Here is a 22,194-nt window from a genome sequence, read left to right on the forward strand (position 1 = left end):
GGGTCGCCGGTGTCCTTAGTCTTGGCACTTAATAAAGGACATACGGACATGACTTCCCTCTTCGCCACGCCAGACCCCGATCTCGAGGACCAACAGGTCATCGGAGAGGTCCACGCAGTGCGCGCATCGCTCGCGGACCACCTACGCGCGCCCAAACGCTGGAACGGACTTCTCCGACGTACTTCGACCGCGCGCGCCATCCAGGGGTCCAACACGATCGAGGGATACACAGTCAGCGATGAGGACGCGGTCGCCGCGGTGGACGACGAGCCCCCACTCAGCGCTGACGAGGAGACATGGCTCGAGATCATCGCCTACCGCCGGGTTCTCACCTACGTCCTCAACGTGGCGACGGAGCCCGGCTTCGTGATCGACGAGGCCGTCCTCAGATCGATGCACTTCATGCTGCTCGACCACGACCTGTCGAAGACACCCGGGCGTTATCGGACGAGTGAGATCTTCGTCCGCGACGACAAACGCGGTGTCAACGTCTACGCCGGGCCTGAAGCCGACCTGGTGCCAGAGCTCATGCGGGACCTGTCAGAGTCGCTGTCGAAGCCGACGTCGGACGACCCGTTGGTGCGCGGGGCGATGGCACACCTCAATCTCGTCATGATCCACCCCTTCCGCGACGGCAACGGGCGCATGGCGCGTGCCCTGCAGACGATGATCCTCGCCCAGGACCAGGTCGTTGAACCGACCTTCTCCAGCATCGAGGAATGGCTCGGAAACAACACCCAGGACTACTACGACGTCCTCGCGGCCACAGGTCGGGGCGACTGGAATCCCGGCAACGACGCAACGCTGTGGGTGAAGTTCAACCTGCGGGCCCACCACATGCAGGCCCAGACGATGCGTCGCCGGTTCGACGAGGCCGAGATCCAGTGGCGACGCATCGATGAGCTGGTTGCCACGCATCGCCTCAACGAGCGGATCGGTGCGGCGCTCTTCGACGCGCTGATCGGTCTTCGCGTCACCCGACCGTCCTACGTGAAACTCACCGAACTCGACGAGCGCACAGCGACCCGCGACCTGGTCAACGCGGCCAACCTGGGCCTCTTGGAAGCGCGTGGCGAACGTCGTGGTCGCCACTATGTAGCCGGCGAGCCCCTGCGGCAGATCCAGGCGGACCTACGGGCCAGCCGGAAGCCCCTCGACGACCCGTATCCGACCCTCATCGGCGAGATCCGTAGGGCGTTGCCGTGAGAGAACCGAGCAACGGCCCGATGGGGATGCTCGCGCAGTCGGCCGTAGAGGCGCCCATTCGCGGGCTGTTCAGGCCGAGACCCCCCTCTGACCTGCGCAGCGCGTCAGATCAGTAGTACCAGGGGAAGCATCCGGGCGGGCTTCGGCTAGTTTCGATTGTCGTTGGATACCGATGGAAAGCGGCCCTGACCTGCAGGAACGTGCAGACGGTGAGCGATGGTCCCGTTGGTTGCGATCGAACGAAACCCGGCATTGTGCGGACTTTTTGCGGACCGTCCGTACCCATGCCGCGACCGACTCCCTACCGGAGGCGCTGCGCGACGACGGCCTCCGCAACGCCCAGTCGGAGCGCAATCCAAGCCCGAACGATCCTCACACCGAGGCGATAGTTGACAATCAGGTCGTCAAGGTTCGGCTCCGGCCGGTTCGCATGTTTGACTGCGTTGTAGCCATCGGCGAAGTCCTTGGGGAACGTCGTAGGGATGCTCGGGATGCAACCCGCGACCTCCGCCGCGATCTTGCGGACCCGCTGTTCCATCGTCTTCTTGTCCGCTCGCGCCTCACTTGCTCCCGCATCGCGGAACGCCTGGTAACCGAAGGCTTCGATCGCGATGCCGAGTTGTGCCATGTGTTCGTCAACGGTGCCCTGGCGGATGTCCAACAAGCGTAGGAAGGGCCTCAATCCCCGACGGTTTTCGTCCGTGAACTTAAGCCACTTCTGAATGCCGGCGGACCTGATGTCGGCGAACACGAAGAGCGGGCGTTCGTTCTTCCCCCATACGCCATCGCCGATTCCCGTAACGGCGGTCTTCACCTCACACCACCGCTGCCGAGGCTCATCTCCACTCGTGACGGCACCCTTCTCCTTGTTGCTGGTCGCCTCATGTCCTCGGAACATGATGGGCTTCCAGACGGCAACGCGCACGAGGTCTCGGATCGCCCTGTGCATCTGGATGTGATCTGCCCAGTCTCGTTCTTTCATCGAAAACGTCTGGAGCAGAGCCGTGCTCGTGTATCGGATCTCGGGTGCCAATGAGCCGGGCGCCGTTCCTCTGACGGTGGCGCTCAGATTGAGTCTGCCGGCGAGGCGCAGGTCGGGAGGAACGTCGATCGTCGTGGTCACATTCAACGAGCCGCTCCTCGACGCCGTCCTCGTCGTGCGGTGCGCCCAGAGATTCAACCAATGTCCCAGCCCGTCGATCTCGGAGCGGAAGCCATTGATCTTTGCGTAGTTCGCCGCGCGAGCTGCCTTCTCAACGGCAAAGTTGGCCGCAAGCTCACCGATGCCGGAGGATGCCGAGAAGCCACCGAATATGACCGATCCGCCGCCCGCGCTGCGACACCCCACCGGCCCGACGGAGCCCTTGTTGTCGAAATAGTCGAGTTCAGCCGGCGGCAGTTCCGGCGGCACGACTTGGCCGTCAGGTCCGATGTGCTGACCCAGTTCGCTCCAGAACCATCGTTCAGGGAAGTTGCCGACCAGGTATGGAATCCGAAGCAGAACGCCGCCTCGGTCCTGCTCATCAAGCGTCGCAGGGAGCAGTTCAGAGAAGTCACCCCTGAGGTTGAGGTGACCGACCCGGGACGTCGGTGCGGCGACTGTGTCAGCCATCGGTTGCACCCAACTGCTGCGCGACCTGGGCAGCAAATGCCGGGTCGGCGTGGATCCGAGCGACGACGTCGTCCGCAATCTTGTCGACGTCGAGCGGTGCGCCGAGCTCGACCGACATGCCGGATGGGAAGGCGGGCTCCAGCCGAGGGCCATCGTAAACGCTCTCACCGTTGTCGCCGTACGACGTGAGGACGTGATCGAAGACGAGCTGGACCTTCGTGTTGAAGATGTCCGGGGTGTAGGGCGCTTCCGGGAGACCTGCGTCGAGGACGCGACGTATGGTGCTGTCGACGTCGTTGGTGACGTCCACCTTGCGGCGCCAGTCCTGGACGAGCTTCTCGTGGAGGTGCTCCAAGAGCGACTTCGCGCTGGCCCGTACGACGTCGCATTCTTCATCGGTGAGCACGGGCTCCGGCTGCGTGAGCAAGTCGAAGATCGCCAGCTCTTCCTCGGTCATGCCCTCCCGAACAGCGCGCTCTTCCTCGGCAGTCAGCGTTCCGGACAACGCGATCAGGCGGCGCAGGTACTCGTCGATGTTGACGCTGCCGTCGTTGTAGTCCGCGATCAACTTCTCGATGCGCTCGACCAGCTCGTAGCGCGTCGGGTTCCGCTGAGCTGCAGAGATCGCCTGCGCCTTCAGAAGCTGAGCAAGGCGGTCGGTCTCCGCCCTCTTGCGGCCGGCTAACTTCGCGGCCAGACCGTCGAAGTCGATCAGCGACAGGTCGATCAACGGATCCGGCTGCGTGCCTTCGGCCGCGGCGCGGATCACGTACTCCTCTGCGCCGACCGAGCGATCGAGTAGCGCATCGACAGCATCGGCAACCGCGGCGATGTCCGGCTGGGGTGGCCGCGTCACCTCGAGGATCCGCTCGTGAAGGACGCGGATCGCGGCGACGGTTCGCTGGTGAGCGGCGGCCTGTGGGTTCGGGAGCAGGGCCTTGAACAGCTTGCGAACCTGTCGGGCCTTGACGGTGAAGTCGTTGCGTGTCTCTTCGTCGACCAGCAGCGCTTCGACTGCGGCATTGCGCTTGGCAATGTGGGCGAACCCTTCTGCGTCGCGAAAGTCGATCAGGTCCACGCCGACGTCCGCACAGAATGAGATCAACTCCGTGACGGCCGCATCGAGCTCAGTGGCAAGAGCGTCGATGACCTCGATCGGCTGAGCACCAGAACCCGCGGCGCCATAGATGGCGAGCGCCTTCTCCAGGTTCCTGAAGACCCCCACGTAGTCGACGATCAGCCCGTTGTCCTTCTCGGGGAAGACACGGTTGGCCCGCGCGATCGTCTGCATCAGGGTGTGGTTCTTCATCGGCCGGTCGAGGTAGACGGTCGACACCGAGGGCGCATCGAAGCCGGTCATCCACATCGCGCAGACGAAGACCAGCCGCAGCGGATCCTTGGGCTCCTTGAACTTCTCGGCCAGGCCCTCTCGGTTCATTCGCTCCCGGTGCGGGCGGATGTCGAGCCCTTGGTCGTCGAGCATCTTGAGCTCGTTCTGGCTTTGGGAGACGACGACCGCCATGTCGGTGGTCTCCATGAGCTCGATCCGCGACGCGACCCACGGGCGCTCCAGCTCGGGCAATGCGTCGTGCTGCGCCCGCAGCTCGCTGAGTTGCTCGGCCCACGCATCCTGCACGAGGTTGTACATCCGTACGGCGGCCGCCTTGTCGAGGCCGACGTACATCGCCTTGCCGGAGAAGCCGCGGCCGACGAAGTGAGCGACGAGGTCCTTCGCAATCGTCTTGAGACGCTCAGGTCGGGTGAGGAGCGTGTATTGCGTGCCGAACTCTCGAGCCAGCGCTCCCTCGGCTTCTTCGTCGACCTCGGCGGCTTCGAGGAGTGCGTCGAGCTCGTCGGAGAAGTTCTCGTTGACGAGTTGCATCTCGGGGATGCGGTTCTCGTAGTAGAGGGGGACTGTCGCCCCGTCCTCGATCGCATCGCGGAAGTTGTAGATGCTGATGTACTCGCCGAACTGCTCCCGAGTCGCTTGTTCCTCCCCGGCGATGAGCGGCGTGCCGGTGAAGCCCATCATCGACGCGTTCGGCAGGGCGCGGCGCATGTTCAGCGCAAGAGTGTCGTACTGGCTGCGGTGCGCCTCGTCGGTGATCACGATGACGTCAGAACGGTCCGATAGGACCGGCATCTCTCGCTCGCCAGCGGCCTTGGACGGCTGGAACTTTTGGATCAGCGTGAAGACATAGCGGTGATCGGCCGCGAGGAGTTCACGCAAGTGGGCGATCGACTCAGCATGCACCCGCGCCTCTTGCGGGATCGCGCCGGCATCCGCGAACTCACCATGGAGCTGGGTGTCGAGCTCAGTGCGGTCGGTCACCATCACGAACGTCCACTTGCCCGCGACCTGGCGCAACACCTTCTGGGTGAACCACAGCATCGAAAGCGACTTGCCCGAGCCCTGGGTGTGCCAAAAGACGCCGAGGCGCTTGTCCTGCTCCGCGCGGGCACGGTGCAGATTGTCGATCGCGGCGTTGACGCCCACGTATTGGTGCGACCGAGCCGCGACCTTGATCAAGCCACCAGGGCGCTCCATGTACGCGACGAAGTTCTCGAACAGATCCAGCAGGATCGCGGGGTCGCAGGTCCCGCGCAATGCCGTCTCCAGCCCAACGGCCCCACGCGTGCCAGCAGCATCGATGACCTTCCAGTCACCGAAGAACTCCCACGGCGAGTAGGTCGATCCGAGCTTCGCCTCGTCGCCGTTGGAGAGCAGGACGAAACAGTTCGGGATGAAGAGCTGCGGGATGGTGTCGCGATAGTCCGTCAGGTTGTCGTCGTAGGCGGCCTTCACCGCCGCACCCGGCTCCTTGAACTCCATCAACACCAACGGGACGCCGTTGACGAACAGCGCAATGTCGAGGCGACGGCTGTGCAGGTCCCCCTTGACCCACATCTGCTGCACCGCGAGCAGGTCGTTGTTCGAAGGGTCCGTCACGTCGAGGTAGCGAAGGGTCGCGATCTGCTTGTCGCCCAGATCATCAGTCCACTCGGCCTGGTAGCCGTCGCGCAGCAGGTCATAGACCTCGCGGTTGGCCCGGACCCGGTCCATGATCGACCGATCCTTGGTGAGCACCTCGATGGCCTCGTTGATGACGGTGTCTGGCACCTCGATCGGGTTGATCTTGCGCATCGCGATGCGAAGCCGGTGTCTGAGTACGACGTCGCGCTGCGAGTCGCGACCGAGCGTGCCCTGGGCCCCGAGGATCTCGGTGAAGGCATCGACGCAGGTCCAGCCGAGCTCGTCGAGTAGCTCCATGCTCGGCTTCTCGACAAACAGATACTCGGGGCCAGTCGGTGCCATCACGCCACCCGCCCTGCAACGAGAGTCTCGAGATCAAGCGATGACACGTCAATCTGCCCCGTCACCAGCCTCGGCAGCAGCAGGTCCCGAAGACTTGCAAGGCGCCGATTGGACTGCTCCAAGCAACGCCTCTGATCCATGAAGGATCCGAAGAGCTCGGTCGCACGCTCAAGAGTTGCCCCATCGGGAACCAGAACGGTGACGAGCTCAAGGTGCTTCTTGCCAAGGTGAGCGACCGTCGTCCCGACGATGGCCCTGTTCCATTCGATGATCTGGCTCTCGATGGCCAACAGCAGGTGCAGAGGCGACATGGCAAGGCGGGGCCGGAGGCGCGTGACTCGCTGGTTCAGCCATGCATCCTCACCAGTCCATACCGTCATGTGAAAGTCGCCGTCCATGCCGATCAACACGTCGTCGTCGTGAACGGCGTAACGAGTGTCGGCGGATTCGTCCGTGAAGGTGGTTGAAATTCCGACAGGGATGTCACGGATTCGGATGACCTGGTGCGGCCCTTGCGTTGTGAATCTTGGCGACTTGAAGGAGAACCCGAAGCCGACTTCCGCGGCGTCGTACAACTTGACTTGCTCCCACCCCTGCGGGATACGGCCGCGGACCGAGTCAACCAGCAGGACGTTCTCGTGGCCGGGGTAACGGAACTTCACGAACCACTCGCGGTAGATGGTCCGCGCCATCTCCTCCAGCACCTCAACCCGTCGGCGGTTGTTCTCGATCAGATCGTCGATGTTCTGAAGGACGGCAATGGCCAACTCCTGCTGGGCCTTGTCGAGGTCCGGCAGGGGAATCTGCCGAACAATGTTCTGATTGAGCGATGCCATCGTGGCGCCATGCGAACAGAACGACTGCATCCACGCTTGGTGCTGCTTCGTCCGGAGTGCAAAGGTGATGAACTCGGCGGGGATCGGCGAGTCGGCAGCAATTCGCAGTCTGATGCAGTCGCTGCCCTGCATCGCCCCGTCGTACTTCTCAGTGATGTAGGCGTGGCGCTCGACAGCGCCCTTACGACCAAAGACAATGTCTCGGGGACGCAGCAGGTGGGACGAGAGACGGCTGGCGGTCGCCTCGTCCACGTATTCGAAATCCTTTGGTCGCACGTCACCGAAGCCGACGTTACGAACGTTCAGGACCGGTCGGCCGCTCTCGGCGTAATCCGACGCTCGCAGTTGAGTGCCGAAGGGGCCAGTCTTGATCTCGGCGAAGCCCTGGTCGACCAGATCTCCGACGATCATGCGTCCAAGACCCCCAGAACGGCTTGGTCAACTTTCACCCGCAGGCCTTCTGCGTGGTCGCTCAGGGTCGTGAACTCTTCGTACAACTCCTCCAACTTGGCTGTGAAGTCCTCGTCGCTGTCGTCGACCGACGCCGACCCGGTGTATCGACCCGGGTTCAGACTCCAGCCATGTGCCTCGATCTCGGCACGGCTGGCGACCTTGCAGAGACCGGCGACGTCGACATACGTCCCGTCAGGGAAGTTCTCCTTGAGCAGCACGTCGCTGCCATCCGTCGTCTCCACTTCGTCGCCGCGGTAGAGGCGGACGATGTTGGCGAGGAACTCGACCTGCTCGGGCAGGAAGTCGCGGTGGGCTCGATCGATCTGGCGGTAGATGTGGCGCGCGTCGATGAAGAGGACTTGGTCCTCGCGCGGCGTACCGACCTTGGCCTTGTCCAGGAACCAGAGCGTCACCGGCAGCGTGACGGTGTAGAAGAAGTTGGTGCCGACCGCGACCATCACGTCGACGCTGCCAGACTCGACGAGCTGCTTGCGGATCTCCTTCTCGGAGTGGCCCGCGTCGCCGGCGGAGTTGGCCATGACGAACCCGGCGCGCCCGTCGGGTGAGAGTGCGGCGTAGAACTGCTGGATCCAGAGGAAGTTGCCGTTGTCGGCCTTGGGGAGGCCGAACGGGAAGCGAGCCGGCGTGGCGAGCTTCTCCTTGTCGACCTTGTTGACGTTGAACGGCGGGTTGGCCATCACGTAGTCGAAGGCGTCGACCGCGCTGTGCGGGTCTTCGTAGTAGCTGTTGGCCTGGCGGATGTCGCCGGAAAGGCCATGGAGGGCGAGGTTCATCTTCGCCAGCGGGACGGTGTCCTCCGTCTTCTCCGCCCCGAAGACAGAGAGCTTGCGACTCGCCGACTCGTGGTGGCGCTCGACGAACTTCGCGCACTGCACGAACATGCCGCCGGACCCACAGGCTGGGTCGAAGACGCGTCCCTGGAACGGCTCCAGGATCTCGACGATGAGCCGCACGATCGAGTACGGCGTGAAGTACTCGCCGCCGCCCTTGCCTTCCTGCGCCGCGAAGTTGGAGAGGAAGTCCTCGTAGATGAATCCGAAGGCGTCGCCTTCGAGCTGGGTCGGCAGCGGCGCGAAGAGCCGGAGCAGCTCGACGAGGGTGTCCTTCTCGAGCTTCTGGTAGCCCCGCGGGAGGATGTCCTTCAGCTCCGGATTGGCCGCCTCGATCGCCTTGATGGCCTCATCGACCGCCTTGCCAATGTCCTGGCCCTCGGGCAGACCGACAAGGTGCGAGAGCCGCGACTCCTCCGGGACGTAAAGGACCGCCTTCGCCTTGTAGTCGGCGATGGTGGCGGGATTGCGGGCGGTGGCCCTCGCCTCGACGTCAGCGCGAACGCCCTCGAAGCGGTTCTCGGCGTACGCGAGGAAGACCAGACCGAGCACCGGGTCGCGGTACTGAACCGGAGTGAGCTTCGAATTGGCGCGGAGCTGGTCAGCCGCCTCCCACAGAGTTGCCCGAACCTTCGCGAGATCTGTTGCCTTCACGTCGGAAGGTTATCTGCGCCGTGCGCGGATCGTGGCGACTTGGGAGAGGTCGTCATGCGCGACTCGATCCGGCGCCCTCGCGCTCAACGTCCGGCTCCCGCACCGCGCCGATCATGTCGAGGTAGCGACCCGGATGGTCGCCGTTCTGCCCATCCTCGAGGTCGTGGATCAGGTAGGCCACGGCGACCTCGAAGTCGGAAACCTTGAGGCCGTAGGACGGCAATGGGATCACACCGTGCACACCGTCGACCCGACACATCTCGACGCGGTCGATCAGCGCACCGTTCCAGAAGAAGTCGGCCCAGAACGGGCGGACGTCGCCGACGAACTTGTCTGCCCACTGGTACATCGGAGGCTCGGGTTGGGTCCAGCTGCCCAGGCCCCACGACATGGTGAGGCTGGGCTCCTCGCGGCACACGGCGTGGCTCTCATGCTCTCCCAGGATGTTGCTGAAGTCGCCATCTCCGTTCCACCCGTACGTCCAGCGATAGTTGAACGTCGGGCCTGCGATCCGGATGCGGTACCAGGCGTCCGCGGAGCGGTCGGCGATGAGGTCGTTCTGAATCTTGAAGAGGTTCATGACTTCGCCCTTCGATGGGGGTGGCCGGCGAACCGCACCGTAGATCTCACCCCCGACGATTTCGTCAGCCGATCAAGGCGGACCGCGACGACCGCCGCGAGCAGGTGCAACGGAATCGGGTCGGCACCATGGTCGACTAGCTCGTCGAAGGCCGAGGTGAGATCGCCGAGGAGTTTTTCGCGGTCGCCATCCATCAGCCACGTCGCCGGGCCATTCGGGACGAGCTGATCGAACGCGATCAGGAGTCGCTCGTAGTGGCTCGACTCGTCGGGGTCACCCGCGAGGTCGGCCAGGGCGGCGAGACAAGAGCGGGCCTGACCCACCGCGCGCATGTAACCGAGCTTCGGCATCATCGGACCAGGTTGAGTCATCGTCGGACTGCCTGCGGGCGTCAATAGCCAGGCGGTGGATGGAACCCGCCGTACCCGCTCTGTGGCTTCCTCGGCGTCCTCGTCTCACACCCTCATCCGCACATCGTTGGAAACCATTGACGCTCGTCACCTCCTAGGATCTCGGTGTCCTCAGCGCCTTTTCCCTGCCCCTCACCCCTCCTCCTCGAGCGGCACGCATGCTACGAAGGACGTAGATGGGCCGCCCGCGTTCGGGCGGCCCACGCGGCATTTCTAGGGGTCCGTTGGTTGTCGACGGACGTTGCGAGGGCGGTGATCCGGATGCATGGCGGCGTGAAGTTCTACCGCGGCGCTCCGAAGGCCGCGCGCAACTACGTCGAGCGGGATTGTGCCCGCTACGACGACTACTACCTCGCCGAGGGCGACGGGATCGCGATGCGGTTCGTCGCCGAGGCGACGCCCCCTGGCGACGTCGCCGTCGAGAGGAAGTCGGGCATGGACGGTGAGACCTATGAGGGCTGGGTCGCCGGGATGGTCGTGGAGACCGGACAGCCGAAGGGGCGACTGCGCAAGGACGCAAAGGGACTGCGGTTCGTCGAGGTCACGATCAACGGGCCGAAGACCTGGTCGCTCGCCGCTGCACTCCATCCGGAGTTATCGGCGGCGCTCGACGCCGCCCAGGAGAGGGCCGCGGGGCAGATTATCGATTATCTGGCCAAGCACGCCACGACCCGCGTCGGTCCACGCGACCGGCAGGTGCAGGTCCCGGTCGAGCAGATCGAGGCTGCGGCGATCCGGCACTACACGTCACGAGCAGGGGATCCGCACCGGCACCTGCACCTTCAGATCAACGCGCGCGTGTTCGCCGACGGCGCCTGGCGGGGACTTCACTCGGTTGGCGTGCGGGACATGATCGAGGCGATCAACGGCATCGGCCACGCCGCAGTCGCGACCGATCCGGAGTTCCGCAAGGCGCTCGCGAACGCGGGGTTCACCATGGAGTCGGAGACCGGCGAAATCGAGCAGCTGACGCCCTACGTTGGAGCGTTCAGCGCCCGCACGGCCCAGATTCGCGCCAACGTCGACCGACACGAGGCCGAGTGGCGGGCCGACCATCCAGGCGAGGAGCCCGGCGCACGGCTGAGCCAGGCCTGGGACCGTCTGGCATGGGCGGAGGCTCGACCCGACAAGGCCGCGCCGAGGGACGGCGCCGAGGTCGTCGCCCACTGGTACGAGGAACTACGCGCCCTTGGGTACGCCGACCCGACTGCACCTGTCCAGCTCGGCTCTCCTCGGATCGGCGACATCGATCACGCGGCAGCCGTCGAACTCGTGCTGTCGCGGCTCGGGGCGAAGCGGTCGGCATGGAACGCGGCTGACATCCGTGGACAGGTCGAGGCGCTGATCGTGCAGACTGGACTGATTGCCGGTTCCGGCGTACGGACCGAACTCGCCGAAGACCTGGCCAGCCGGGCGGTGGCACGTAGCACTCCGCTACTCCTGCGACCCGACGTGCCGGCGCATGTCCGGGCCCTGACGTCGCCCGCCGTGCTGGTCGTCGAGACCGAGATCCTCGAACGGCTGCTCCGTCGCTCGCAGCCGGCCGAGCCGGCACGGCTGCACCGCGCGACCCTCGCGCAGCTGTCCAGTGAGCAGAGTCGCGTCGTGGAACTTCTGTGCGGTCGTGGTCCGCTGATCGTGGTCGAGGGCGCCGCCGGTGCGGGGAAGACGAGGAAGCTGGCAGCGGTGAGTAGACACCACGCGACGCGCGGTCGTCGGCTGCTCGTCGTGACGCCGACGCTCAAGGCCGCCGAGGTGGCAGCTCGGGAGACCGGTGCCACCGCTGGCTCCGCTGCCGCGCTCCTCCACCAGCACGGCTGGCGCTGGGACGACGACGGCCACTGGACCCGCCAACCCGCTCAGCCCCCACCAGCCGCGCGAGTCCGAGGCGGTGACCTGCTGCTCATCGACGAAGCCGGGATGGTCGACCAGGACACCGCCCTCGCGCTGCTGACCATCGCCGACGAGGCCGGGGCGCGGGTCGCGTTCGTGGGCGACCGCCACCAACTGCCGGCCGTCGGACGAGGAGGCACCTTGGACCACGCCATCGCCTGGGCCCACCCGTCAGCCGTCGTGTCGATGCAGGAAGTCCGTCGGTTCGCGGATCTGGAGTACGCCAAGCTCAGCATCGCGATGCGTGACGGTCGGCGTGCCGATGCTGTGTTCGATCGGCTCGTCGCACGCGGCCAGGTCGTCGTCCACTCCTCGGAGGCAGAGCGGACTGACGCTCTGGCGAGAGCCGCCGCCTGCGGCGCGCTCGTCGTGGCCGACACCCGCGAGCAGGTCGCCGGCCTCAACGCCGCCATCCGCGCCGAGCACGGCCACGACCTCGGCGCCGTGGTGACACAGCGAGGCGACCGGATCGGACTCGGTGACCGCGTCGCGACCCGACGGAATGATCCCGGACTCGGGGTGGCGAACCGGCAGACCTGGACGGTGGTCGGGATGGGCGAGGACGGAAGCCTGATGGTCCACGCGCCGGGTCAGCGGCGCGACCGGGCGCTCTCCGCGGAGTACGTCCGCGAGCATGTTGAGCTCGCTTACGCCACCACCATCTACGGCGCTCAGGGCGAGACCGTCGACCACACGCACGTCGCGATCGGCGAGACGACCGGGGCCGCGGCGGCGTACGTAGCCATGACCAGAGGCCGGGAGACCAACGTCGCCCACCTCGTCGCCGAGTCCGTCGAGGACGCCCGCAAGCAATGGATCGACGTGTTCAGCCGCGACCGCGCAGACCTCGGACCCGCCCACGCCCGAGGCCAGGCGATCGAAGCTATCGACCGGTACGGACCCGCCGCGATGCGTCGTGCGGGCGTCGTTTCCCCTCCACCCGTCGAGGCGCCCAACTATGGCGGAGCGCCTGGAATCGGGCTCTGATTCGCCTGCGCCCGAAGAACTTAGGGAACGCACCTGACCTGCACGAACGCAACGCTCCCCCTGGCGTTCCCCCTCCTTGTTACCGGATTCCGGTAACACCCGGAGTCCACGCTGATCGGCGTGAGTCAACGACTCGCAAGCCATCCAGCGTGACGACTTAGGGATACCTGTTGACCTGCGGAAACGCGGGTCGCCGCCAGGTATCCCCCTCCAGGTATCCCGAAATCGTGGATACCTGACCGCCCACGCTGGCCGACACGGACCGACCGTCCGTGACCTCAACCGGCGAGGAGCAACGCCATGACCGCATCACCGATCAATCCCGACGAGAACCGCCGCCCGATCAAGAACCCCGGCGACGAGATGCTCACCCTCCAGGAAGCCTGCCGCTTCCTCCGAGTCGCCGAGGGGACGCTGCGCTACTGGCGGCACCTCGGCTGCGGACCGCGCAGCTTCAAGATCGGCCGGCACGTCCGCTACTGGCGAGCCGACCTCGTCCTATGGCTCTCCGAACAGACCCGTCGTCCACAGGGTCACGACTGATCCGGGCGCCCCGGACGTCGTTCTCTGACGATGGCCGGATCTCGGAAGGAGGAATGCGATGGCCGGGAGCATCGCGAAGCGCCCCGACGGGCGATGGCGCGCCCGGTACCGCGACGACACCGGACGCGAGCGCTCGCGGCACTTCAGGCGGAAGGTCGATGCCGCTGCGTGGCTCGACGAGGTGACCTCGACGCTCCACACCGGGACGTACGTCAACCCACGCGCCGGCCGGGTGACCTTCCAGGAGTTCTACGACGATTGGGCGCCCCGCCAGCTCTGGGTGCCGTCCACTCGGGCCAACGCGGACCTCGCCGTGGGATCGGTCGGCTTCGGCGAGGTGCCGATGAAGGCGATCCGACGCTCGCACATCGAGACCTGGGTGAAGGCGATGTCAGCGAAGTGGGCGCCGACCACGATCAAGACGCGGTTCGTGATCGTCCGCTCGGTGTTCCGAGCCGCAGTCGCGGACCGCGTCATCGCCGCGGATCCGACCGTCGGCATCGCGCTGCCGCGACGGCGGAAGGTAGAGGCGGCGATGCGGATCCCGACGGTCGAGCAGGTTGGTCGGCTGCTGGCGCACGCCGACAGCAGCCGCGTCTCGACGCGCCACGGCTTCCGTGCGTACGTGGCGCTCTGCGCATTCGCTGGGCTGCGGAAGGGCGAGGCTGCGGGTGTCCAGGTCGGAGACATCGACTTCACCGCTCGCCGACTGACGGTGGGGCGGCAACTCCAGCGCGATGGGTCCACCTTCGTCGCTCGGCTGCCGAAGTACGGTTCCGAGCGAGTCGTGCACCTGCCAGACGAGCTGGTCGAGATGCTGCGCTCCCACATCGAGAAGTTCCTGCCCGAGGAGCCATCCGCTGCCTCTTGGCTGTTCACCGTCGGCGACGGGCCCATGTACGACAACGACATCGACTGGCGCTGGCGCGCGACTCGGACTTCAGCTGGGCTGCCACACGTGCGCCTGCATGACCTGCGGCACTTCTACGCATCCGGGCTCATCGCCGCTGGGTGCGACGTCGTCACCGTGCAACGGGCGCTCGGGCACTCGTCGGCGACGACCACGCTGAACACCTACAGCCATCTCTGGCCGACAGCGGAAGACCGGACAAGGGCGGCGGCCGCAGAGTTGCTGCGTGGAGCATTGCTGACGACCGATTGAGGATCTGTGGTCATCACCCCAAGCCGTCACATGGTTCGCCGCCCTCTATCGAGCGAGTCGGTCCAGCACCACGACCATGTTCTGGTCATTACCGAGCATCTGACTCGACGCCGCGAGGTTGTAATCCAAGACCAAGCCCGGGCTGGGCATGTCAGTTCGTGGCTTGCCGGGAAGCTTGAAGTGGACGCCGTACAGCAAGCCGACGTTGATCGTGAGCAAGCGAGCGGTCGAGCCATTGTGGTCTGCGAAAGGGTGCATGCGCACCCACTGGCCGTGCACCCAAGCCGCCGTGCGTACGACGTCAGCGTAAATATCTGCCAGGGTCGCGCCCCCATCCCGACGAGCGTCGAGGTCGTCAAGCCGCGCGTCGAGTTCGACGAAGAACCGACCAACGAGAGCGCGGACCTCGACTGCCGGTGCCCCGGGCACGCCATTAACACCGTTGAGGTACGTCGCGAGTTGGCCTGTCGACGGCCCCTCGCCTCGGTAGCCGCCGGCGATTGCCGGCTCCGCCAACCGCACGCCACGTACCGACTGATTATGCCAGGAACGGACCGTCGCGTCCGTGGGCCGGGTGCCGGAGAGCCCAGCGTCGATGACCTTCACACTGAGCGCGTCGAAGTTCGTCTGGATGCTGTTCTGGTTTGCTGGCAGATCCGGGTCCCATGGAAAGGGAACGGGGATTCGGCGTCTGCCGGGGCCTCTACGAACCTTCGGAGGCATCGTCGATGGGCTCTGGGGTTTCGGCCAAACGCCGTCGCGCCTCGTCAGGCGCTCCGGCCGTAGTGCGTGCGAGAACCTGGTCTCGGGTCAGGCCATCGTTGCGCAGATACGCAGGCGGCTGTAGACCCTCGGGGAGCAAGACATCGCGGACGTACGCCTCCAGGTCCGCCAGCCGCGATTCGTCCAAGGGCTTGGTTAGCCAACCTCCCGCATGAAGGGTCGCTCGGGCACGATCCGGCCCCTGCTCACCCACAAGTAGGCCGACGGCCGTGTGAAGCCGCAGCAATCTCCCGCTCTTGCTCGGCCGTACGGGCGCGGTGGGGTTATTGCGCCAGTGAGCCCGGGTCGACGAGGCCAAGCCTGCGAGTTCGACAACGGCGTCCAACGGCATCTGGAGCCAGCCAGCGAGCTCCGCTGTTGCGCTCGTCGCGGGATGAACTGCTTGAGCTTGCGAGTCGCTCGACGTTAGGGACCCCGTAAGCGCGCGAAGTTCCGGACTTGCGTCATGGACGACGACTCGGACGTCCCCACCTACGACGACCGTCGCCGCTCGCCGGACGAAGAATGCTTCTACAAGCGCGTCGAATGACTCAGATGGAACACTCGGCCTGATGACTGGAGTGACGTCCGGGAATGTGGCCTGGACCTCGTCGCGCCAGACGTCGCGACCAGTGACGGTCGTCGGGCGGTCCAACACCTCAGACATCTAGTCCAACCTCCTGTCCACCCTTCAGGTGGGCCAACATGTCAGCAGTGATCAACGATTGAAACAGTGCCACGCCATTCGCGTTCAGCTCCCCGAAGAGGTCGATAACCGACGTCGTCACCCACAACGACGCCGGTTCGGCAAACGTGTCAATGTCGAGCAGGAACGCGTCTTCGTCTCCGGCCTTCGCTGGTCCGGTCCGGACGGCACTCCTTACTCCTGGAGCCACATCTAGAACCAGTTGCTGGGAGTGATTCGCGATGCCCGGCGCCAGAAGGTCGTCATCGTACGGCGCAACGAGTGCTGGTCGCAGCCAGCGGCGCCAGTCCGCTCGTCCATCGGGACTTCTCAATACGTTGACGAAACGGAGGCCCGCGCGCGTCAACGACACCGGAGTGACCACTGCCGCTGTCGCTTCGAGAACGGCGTCCAAAATCGGGCCGAATTGCTCAGCAAAGCTCGCGAACGACGGCGTCTCCAGCGACACAGAGTCAGGCATCAGCGTCACGATCCACGACTGATCATCAGGCACGAACTGAAAGCCGTTGCTTGTCGACGTCGCCGGCTGTACGCCCGGACCAAGAACGATGTCACCAGTTTGCACTGGCACTACCCGGTTGAAGTCGGGGCCGGCTTCACGCAACGTTGCCTGGAATCGAGCAGCAACCTCATTCGAGATCTCGACCCCTTGCCGCGCAGCGAAGCGCGCCTGCGCAACGACGAGGGGCAACGGCGGGTGGCGAAGCGGTGCGTGGTCGGCAGGGCGGAGAGTCAGCATGTGGGCTCCACATAGTTACTGTAGTCATACTACAGGTTGGATTCGAGGTGTTTCTCGCAACACCGGCGAGTCAGGCGGCCCAGCGACTCCCCCGACGCCACTCGCCACACGCTACGAATACGAACGATTCGAGCGCCCGCGCTATCCACAGTTACAGCCGGTTGATCACGGCTGACCTCGATCGCTTGCGGACTGTTTGCGGACCAGACGCGGACTTCTCGGCCTTACACCCTGTCTGACCTGCGCAAACGCGCCGGGTCAGTAGTACCAGGGGTAGGGCGACCAGTCCGGGTCGCGCTTCTCGAGGAACTGGTCGCGGCCCTCCTGCGCCTCGTCGGTCATGTAGGCCAGCCGGGTGGTCTCGCCGGCGAACAGCTGCTGGCCGACCAGACCGTCGTCGAGCAGGTTGAACGAGTACTTCAGCATCCGCTGCGCGGTCGGCGACTTGCCGTTGATCGTGCGCCCCCACTCGAGCGCCACCCGCTCCAGCTCGGCGTGCGGCACCACCCGGTTGACCGCACCCATCCGGTGCATCGTCTCGGCGTCGTACTCCTCGGCGAGGAAGAAGATCTCGCGGGCGAACTTCTGGCCGACCTGGCGGGCGAGGTACGCCGATCCGTAGCCGCCGTCGAACGAGCCGACGTCGGCGTCGGTCTGCTTGAACCGAGCGTGCTCGGCGCTGGCCAGGGTCAGGTCGCAGACGACGTGCAGGCTGTGCCCGCCGCCCGCCGCCCAGCCCGGCACCACGCAGATGACGACCTTCGGCATGAACCGGATCAGCCGCTGGCACTCCAGGATGTGCAGCCGGGCCAGCTTCGCCTTGTCGACCACGCTCGGCTGCTCGGCACCGGTGTGGCCGGCGCCCGCCTCGCCCGCCTCGTACTGGTAGCCGGCGCGACCGCGGATGCGCTGGTCGCCGCCGGTGCAGAACGCCCACTTGCCGTTCTTCGCGCTCGGCCCGTTGCCGGTGAGGATCACGCAGCCGACGTCGGCGGAGGTCCGGGCGTGCTCGAGGGTACGCAGCAGCTCGTCGACGGTGCGCGGGCGGAACGCGTTGAGCACGTCGGGCCGGTCGAAGGCGATCCGCACGGTGCCGTGCTCGCGGGCCCGGTGGTAGGTGAGGTCGGTGAGGTCCTCGAAGCCGGGCACGACGTCCCAGGCGTCGGCGTCGAAGATCTCGGACACTCCGTCAATCGCGCTCATGGTGCCGAAGGCTAGTGGTTGCGCCGGTGACGCCGGCCGGCGGTGGAATGCTCGGACCCGGGTCGGGGTTCCGGTAGGCATGGCACTGAGCGGAGAGTACGAGCCCAGCCCGGAGCAGTGGGTGCGCGACCAGGTCGCCGAGTTCGAGGCGTCCGACGGCCAGCGGGCCAACACCCTGCCCGACCACCCCGAGTGGCCGATCGTCGTGATCACCTCGCGCGGGGCGAAGTCGGGCAAGCTGCGCAAGAACCCGGTGATGCGGGTGGAGAAGGACGGCGTCTACGCCGCGGTCGCCTCGAAGGGCGGCGCTCCGGACCACCCGACCTGGTACCACAACTTCCTCGCCCACCCCGAGGTCGACCTTCAGGACGGCGCGGCGAAGCACACCTACCGGGCGCGCGTCGCGGAGGGTGCGGAACGGGCCGAGTGGTGGGAGCGCGCGGTCGCGGCCTACTCCCCCTACGCGGAGTACCAAGCCAAAACCGACCGCGAGATCCCGGTGTTCCTGCTGGAGCGCGCCGAGGGCTGAGCAGCCCCACGTGACCTGAGCGCGGCGGGGCTCGTTGAGCCGTCGTGCCCCGCAGCCCGCTCACGTTCTCGACCGTCCTGCTCCTCGCGCTGGCGACCGCGTTGGTCGCCGGCGCTCCAGCGCGAGCGGCAGACCCGGCGAACCCGGCCCCCGGCAGCCCGGCGTACCTCGCCCGCGACGCCCAGAACATCATCGACGCGTACGGCCGCATCCACGCGCCGGGCGGCCAGTTGCAGAACCCGGCGTACCTGCCGGCGCTGGTCGAGCAGGCGACCTCCCGCACGGTCCGGCAGCTGCTGGCCCAGGTCGCGACCCCGAACCGGCTCTCGCTGACCGCAGGCAACATCGTGCCCGGCTGGAACGTCGGCAACCCGCTGCGCGCGGGCTGGTCCGGCACCCGGGGGCGGGCGCGCGAGGTGAGCTTCACCAACCGGCACGGCGCACTGCTGCGCGGCACCGTGTGGGCGCCGCTGCCGCGCGCCCGTGATCCGTACTCAGGCGCCCGGCTGCGCCCGCCGTACCCCGGCGTGGTGATCACGACCGGCTCGGTGCAGGGCTCGCAGGGGATGTACGAATGGCTGGCCCAGGACCTCGCCGAGCGCGGGTACGTCGTGCTCACCTACGACGTGCAGGGCCAGGGCACCAGCGAGACGCTCCCCCACGAGACCGGGGAGGCGTTCCCGTTCTGCAATCCGTTCGCCGAGCCACGCGACCTCGAGACGACCGGCTGCCCCGGGGTGCCGTTCCAGCAGCTGTCGAACTTCGTGGTCGGCACCGAGGACGCCCTCGACTTCTTCGTCTCCACTCCCGCCGCGCCGTACGCCAACCCCGGCGCCGCGGGCACGCCGGTGTCGACGCACAACCCGTTCCACCGGCTCTTCGACCGCTCCCCCGACCCGCGGCCGGCCACGCCCGGCCGCACCACCCGGATCGCGATCGTCGGCCACTCGATGGGCGCGGCCGCGGTCTCGAAGGTGCAGGGCACCGACCGGCGAGTGGCCGCCGTGGTCGCGCTCGACAAGCTGACCGGACCCAGCTCGGAGCCACCCCTGGACGGCGCCGGCAACCGGCCGACCGTGCCCGCGCTCGCGGTGCAGGCGGAGTACGGCTTCACGGTCGGCCCGTGGCTGCTGAGCGGCGGCAGCTCGATCGTGCCTGCCGCCTCACCCGACGGACCCGACCCGGCTCGCGAGCGGGCGACCGGCTTCGACGCCTGGCAGGACGCCGGGGTCGACGCGATGCTGGTGGTGCCGCGGGCCTCCACGCACCTGGAGTTCACCGACATCCCGCTGGTGCTTCCGGCCAGTCGCTACGGGCAGGCGATCACCAGCGTCTACGTGCAGCGCTGGCTGGACCGCTATCTCAAGCACCGCGACGGGGCAGCCGCCACGGCTCGGCTGCTCGGCGAGCGGCTGCGCTACCTGGAGCCGGCCGGTGGCGGCCGGTGGCAGCCGGTGCGGCTCGACCGCGACGAGCAGTTGAGCTTCTACTACTGCTCGGCGTACGCCGTGCGCGACGGTGAGAGCGCGCTGGCCGACGGGGACATCACCGACGCCGGCTGCTGAGCGCCGACCCGGATGAGTCGTGTGCCCCACGACGCGCGATAGCGCGTTCTCGGGCACACGACCCGGGCACGCTGCCACGATGACCGCGTGACCGCCACGACCCCGCCCGAGCCGACCGACGTCGTACGCCGCTCGGCCCTGGCCGAGCCCGTCGAGAGCCCGCCGGCCCACTGGGTCGCGTTCGTGACCCTGGCGAGCATCGGCCTGTGGAGCGGCTTCTTCGGTCCGATCCAGGTGCTGTTGGCCCAGCAGGCCGAGGCGATCGATCCCGACAGCAAGAAGGAGATCCTCTCGTTCGTCCTCGGGTTGGGCGCCTTCGTCTCGGTGGTCTGCAACCCCGTGTTCGGTGCCTTCTCCGACCGCACCACGCTGCGGTCGGGTCGGCGGCTGCCGTGGGTGGCGGGTGGCGCCGCCGGCGGAGCCGCGTCGCTGCTGCTGCTCTCCGTCGCCGACTCGGTGGTCGTGATGGCGCTGGGCTGGTGCGGCGTGCAGGCCACGCTGAACGCAATGCTGGCCGCGATCACCGCCACCATCCCCGACCAGGTGCCGGTGCCGCGGCGTGGCCGGATCGGCGGCGTGCTCGCCGTGGCCCAGACCGTCGGCGTCGTCGGCGGCACCGGTGTCGCTTCGGCGACCGGGAGCATCGCTGCCGGCTACACCGCGACCGCCGTGGTGCTGCTGGTGCTGGCGACGCCGTACTGCCTGCGCTCACGCGACCTGCCGCTGGCACCGCACGAGCGTCCGGCACCGTTCGCCTGGGGTGCCTTCGCGCGCTCGTTCTGGGTCTCGCCGCGGGCCCACCCCGACTTCGCGTGGGCGTGGATCACGCGGTTCCTGGTGAACCTCGGCAACTCCCTGGCCCTGCTCTACCTGCTCTACTTCATGCAGGACGTGGTCGGCTTCTCCTCCTCCGCGGCCGAGGACCGGGTGTTCGTGCTGACCGCGATCTATGCGGTCACGCTGGTGCTCACCGCGGTCGTGTTCGGTGTGTGGAGCGACCGGAGCGGGCGCCGCAAGGTCTTCGTGATCTGGTCGGGGGTGGTGGCCGGCGCGGCGGCCCTCGTGCTGGGCCTCGGTCAGGCGTGGGGCCCGGCCGTGGTCGCCGCGGCCGTGATGGGCTGCGGCTTCGGCATCTACACCGCGGTCGACTTCGCGCTGATCACCCAGGTGCTGCCCGGCGCGGCCGACCGGGCCAAGGACCTGGGCGTCATCAACATCGCCGCCGCGCTGCCCCAGGTGGTCGCGCCGGTGCTCGCCACCGTGATCCTCAATGTCGTCGAGGCCGCCGGCGGCGTGGTCGAGACCGACGGTGAGGGGTTCTCGTCCGGCTATCTCGCGCTCTACGCGTTCGCGTTCGGCGTCTCGGTGCTCGGCTCGGCGCTGGTCACCCGGATCCGGTCGGTCCGCTGAGCTTGCCGCCGCCACGAGCGGCAGGTCACCGCCCCCACACCCAACACGAGTGGCAGGTCACCGCCCCCACACCCACCACGAGTGGCAGGTCACCCTCCCCACACCCACCACGAGTGGCGGGTCAGCGTGGGACGGACTTGGCGATCGACTGGGCCAGCGCGACCAGGTGGCCGAGGCGGGCCAGTTCGGAGTCGAGGAACTCGGGACCCCCTCGGCGGCCGATGACCACGATCTCGTGCTTGTTCAGCCGGGCGCCGCAGTGGACGTTGTCGTCGTCGGTCGGCAGGTGGGCGGCGCGGCCGAGCTGGGTCCAGGGGAGGCCGGCGGGCGCGGCCTCGGTGGCGTAGACGACGCCGTCGGTGTCGTGTACGCGGGCGGCCCAGTCGGCACGGAAGGTGATCGGGAGGATGTCGATCAGCTTGTCGTGCGCGCCGGTCGGGTCGGCGGTGAGCTCCTCGACCGCCTCGAGGTCGAGGAACAGGTTGCCGCCGGCGGCGTAACGGCTGATCCACACCACCCGGACCCCGGCGATCGCGTTGCACGCGGAGACCACCGAGTCGGGCATCGCCCCGGGCGCCATCTCGAGCAGCACGTCGTCGACGGCGCAGCCGTCACGCCGCTTCTCGACGATCTCGATCGCCTCGATGTCGCCGCCGGCCTCACCGATCGCGCTCGCGACACGGCCCAGGGAGCCGGGCACGTCAGGCAGCTCCACGCGCAGCAGGAAGGGCATCACATCTCCAATACTTCTCGGCTCGAGGTTAGCCCTCCGAGGTT

Annotated in this window: 17 protein-coding genes; 7 read left to right on the top strand and 10 right to left on the bottom strand. The window is 66.9% G+C overall.

Translation table 11 applies throughout. From position 1 onward, the window contains the following. Positions 1-48 precede the first annotated feature (48 nt). Positions 49-1,206, top strand: a complete 1,158-nt coding sequence (locus tag D6B71_RS16880; RefSeq protein WP_121257212.1) for a Fic family protein — start codon at positions 49-51, stop codon at positions 1,204-1,206. A gap of 301 nt (positions 1,207-1,507) precedes the next feature. Here D6B71_RS16880 and D6B71_RS16885 read toward each other — a convergent pair whose 3' ends face one another. From D6B71_RS16885 to D6B71_RS16910, 6 genes are read right to left on the bottom strand one after another with little or no spacing between them, the layout of a single operon-like run. Next, complete coding sequence (locus D6B71_RS16885; protein ID WP_121257214.1) at positions 1,508-2,818, bottom strand: ApeA N-terminal domain 1-containing protein; 1,311 nt, start codon at positions 2,816-2,818, stop codon at positions 1,508-1,510. Beyond that, complete coding sequence (locus tag D6B71_RS16890; protein WP_121257370.1) at positions 2,811-6,134, bottom strand: type I restriction endonuclease subunit R; 3,324 nt, start codon at positions 6,132-6,134, stop codon at positions 2,811-2,813. Before D6B71_RS16890 ends, D6B71_RS16885 begins: the two co-directional genes overlap by 8 nt. Continuing rightward, positions 6,134-7,381: a restriction endonuclease subunit S gene (locus D6B71_RS16895; RefSeq protein ID WP_206051817.1), complete on the bottom strand. Its 1,248-nt coding sequence runs from the start codon at positions 7,379-7,381 to the stop codon at positions 6,134-6,136. Before D6B71_RS16895 ends, D6B71_RS16890 begins: the two co-directional genes overlap by 1 nt. Beyond that, a complete protein-coding gene (locus D6B71_RS16900) occupies positions 7,378-8,928 on the bottom strand; it encodes a class I SAM-dependent DNA methyltransferase (protein ID WP_121257216.1) in 1,551 nt (516 codons plus the stop codon). The genes D6B71_RS16895 and D6B71_RS16900 overlap by 4 nt, the downstream gene beginning before the upstream one ends. 52 nt (positions 8,929-8,980) lie before the next feature. Continuing rightward, a complete protein-coding gene (locus D6B71_RS16905) occupies positions 8,981-9,508 on the bottom strand; it encodes a hypothetical protein (RefSeq protein ID WP_121257218.1) in 528 nt (175 codons plus the stop codon). After that, positions 9,505-9,861 (bottom strand): hypothetical protein, encoded by a 357-nt coding sequence (locus D6B71_RS16910; protein ID WP_121257220.1) that lies wholly within the window; start codon positions 9,859-9,861, stop codon positions 9,505-9,507. The genes D6B71_RS16905 and D6B71_RS16910 overlap by 4 nt, the downstream gene beginning before the upstream one ends. Before the next feature lie 162 nt (positions 9,862-10,023). On the opposite strand from D6B71_RS16910, the gene mobF reads away from it, so the two are divergent. The 3 genes from mobF to D6B71_RS16925 all read left to right on the top strand — a co-directional run bounded on the left by mobF (position 10,024) and on the right by D6B71_RS16925 (position 14,503). Next, positions 10,024-12,798 carry a MobF family relaxase gene (mobF, locus tag D6B71_RS16915; RefSeq protein ID WP_240641507.1) on the top strand — a complete coding sequence of 925 codons (2,775 nt, stop codon included), beginning with the start codon at positions 10,024-10,026 and terminating at the stop codon, positions 12,796-12,798. A gap of 300 nt (positions 12,799-13,098) precedes the next feature. Next, positions 13,099-13,341 (top strand): helix-turn-helix transcriptional regulator, encoded by a 243-nt coding sequence (locus D6B71_RS16920; RefSeq protein WP_121257222.1) that lies wholly within the window; start codon positions 13,099-13,101, stop codon positions 13,339-13,341. 58 nt (positions 13,342-13,399) lie between these two features. Continuing rightward, the gene (locus D6B71_RS16925; RefSeq protein ID WP_121257224.1) at positions 13,400-14,503 is read left to right on the top strand and encodes a site-specific integrase; all 1,104 of its coding nucleotides are present in this window, start codon (positions 13,400-13,402) and stop codon (positions 14,501-14,503) included. Between the two features lie 45 nt (positions 14,504-14,548). On the opposite strand, the gene D6B71_RS16930 is transcribed toward D6B71_RS16925, so the two are convergent. The 3 genes from D6B71_RS16930 to D6B71_RS16940 all read right to left on the bottom strand — a co-directional run bounded on the left by D6B71_RS16930 (position 14,549) and on the right by D6B71_RS16940 (position 17,913). After that, on the bottom strand, positions 14,549-15,109 hold the full coding sequence (locus D6B71_RS16930; protein WP_164519716.1) for a Fic family protein: 561 nt from the start codon (positions 15,107-15,109) through the stop codon (positions 14,549-14,551). Between the two features lie 815 nt (positions 15,110-15,924). Further along, the gene (locus D6B71_RS16935; RefSeq protein WP_121257228.1) at positions 15,925-16,710 is read right to left on the bottom strand and encodes a TIGR04255 family protein; all 786 of its coding nucleotides are present in this window, start codon (positions 16,708-16,710) and stop codon (positions 15,925-15,927) included. Between the two features lie 258 nt (positions 16,711-16,968). After that, the gene (locus tag D6B71_RS16940; RefSeq protein WP_121257230.1) at positions 16,969-17,913 is read right to left on the bottom strand and encodes a 1,4-dihydroxy-2-naphthoyl-CoA synthase; all 945 of its coding nucleotides are present in this window, start codon (positions 17,911-17,913) and stop codon (positions 16,969-16,971) included. A 79-nt stretch (positions 17,914-17,992) separates the two neighbouring features. Here D6B71_RS16940 and D6B71_RS16945 point away from each other — a divergent pair, with 79 nt between their 5' ends. From D6B71_RS16945 to D6B71_RS16955, 3 genes are all read left to right on the top strand, one after another. Next, positions 17,993-18,442, top strand: coding sequence for a nitroreductase family deazaflavin-dependent oxidoreductase (locus tag D6B71_RS16945; RefSeq protein WP_121257232.1), 450 nt, complete (start codon positions 17,993-17,995; stop codon positions 18,440-18,442). Positions 18,443-18,486: 44 nt separating this feature from the next. Further along, positions 18,487-20,007, top strand: a complete 1,521-nt coding sequence (locus tag D6B71_RS16950; RefSeq protein WP_240641509.1) for an alpha/beta hydrolase family protein — start codon at positions 18,487-18,489, stop codon at positions 20,005-20,007. A gap of 87 nt (positions 20,008-20,094) precedes the next feature. Further along, positions 20,095-21,417 carry an MFS transporter gene (locus D6B71_RS16955; protein ID WP_121257234.1) on the top strand — a complete coding sequence of 441 codons (1,323 nt, stop codon included), beginning with the start codon at positions 20,095-20,097 and terminating at the stop codon, positions 21,415-21,417. Between the two features lie 121 nt (positions 21,418-21,538). On the opposite strand, the gene D6B71_RS16960 is transcribed toward D6B71_RS16955, so the two are convergent. Next, the gene (locus tag D6B71_RS16960) at positions 21,539-22,150 is read right to left on the bottom strand and encodes an ACT domain-containing protein (protein WP_121257236.1); all 612 of its coding nucleotides are present in this window, start codon (positions 22,148-22,150) and stop codon (positions 21,539-21,541) included. Between the last annotated feature and the right edge of the window lie 44 nt (positions 22,151-22,194).

This window comes from Nocardioides ferulae (genome assembly GCF_003660455.1).
GTDB classification, from domain to species: Bacteria; Actinomycetota; Actinomycetes; order Propionibacteriales; family Nocardioidaceae; genus Nocardioides; species Nocardioides ferulae.

Excerpts from the sequence above, each read along its gene's own strand:
- D6B71_RS16890 (WP_121257370.1), bottom strand. The coding sequence starts at position 6,134 with ATGGCACCGACTGGCCCCGAGTATCTGTTTGTCGAGAAGCCGAGCATG.
- D6B71_RS16925 (WP_121257224.1), top strand. The coding sequence starts at position 13,400 with ATGGCCGGGAGCATCGCGAAGCGCCCCGACGGGCGATGGCGCGCCCGG.
- D6B71_RS16940 (WP_121257230.1), bottom strand. The coding sequence starts at position 17,913 with ATGAGCGCGATTGACGGAGTGTCCGAGATCTTCGACGCCGACGCCTGG.
- D6B71_RS16960 (WP_121257236.1), bottom strand. The coding sequence starts at position 22,150 with ATGCCCTTCCTGCTGCGCGTGGAGCTGCCTGACGTGCCCGGCTCCCTG.
- D6B71_RS16910 (WP_121257220.1), bottom strand. The coding sequence starts at position 9,861 with ATGATGCCGAAGCTCGGTTACATGCGCGCGGTGGGTCAGGCCCGCTCT.
- D6B71_RS16880 (WP_121257212.1), top strand. The coding sequence starts at position 49 with ATGACTTCCCTCTTCGCCACGCCAGACCCCGATCTCGAGGACCAACAG.
- D6B71_RS16920 (WP_121257222.1), top strand. The coding sequence starts at position 13,099 with ATGACCGCATCACCGATCAATCCCGACGAGAACCGCCGCCCGATCAAG.
- D6B71_RS16945 (WP_121257232.1), top strand. The coding sequence starts at position 17,993 with ATGGCACTGAGCGGAGAGTACGAGCCCAGCCCGGAGCAGTGGGTGCGC.
- D6B71_RS16905 (WP_121257218.1), bottom strand. The coding sequence starts at position 9,508 with ATGAACCTCTTCAAGATTCAGAACGACCTCATCGCCGACCGCTCCGCG.
- D6B71_RS16935 (WP_121257228.1), bottom strand. The coding sequence starts at position 16,710 with ATGCTGACTCTCCGCCCTGCCGACCACGCACCGCTTCGCCACCCGCCG.
- D6B71_RS16895 (WP_206051817.1), bottom strand. The coding sequence starts at position 7,381 with ATGATCGTCGGAGATCTGGTCGACCAGGGCTTCGCCGAGATCAAGACT.
- D6B71_RS16885 (WP_121257214.1), bottom strand. The coding sequence starts at position 2,818 with ATGGCTGACACAGTCGCCGCACCGACGTCCCGGGTCGGTCACCTCAAC.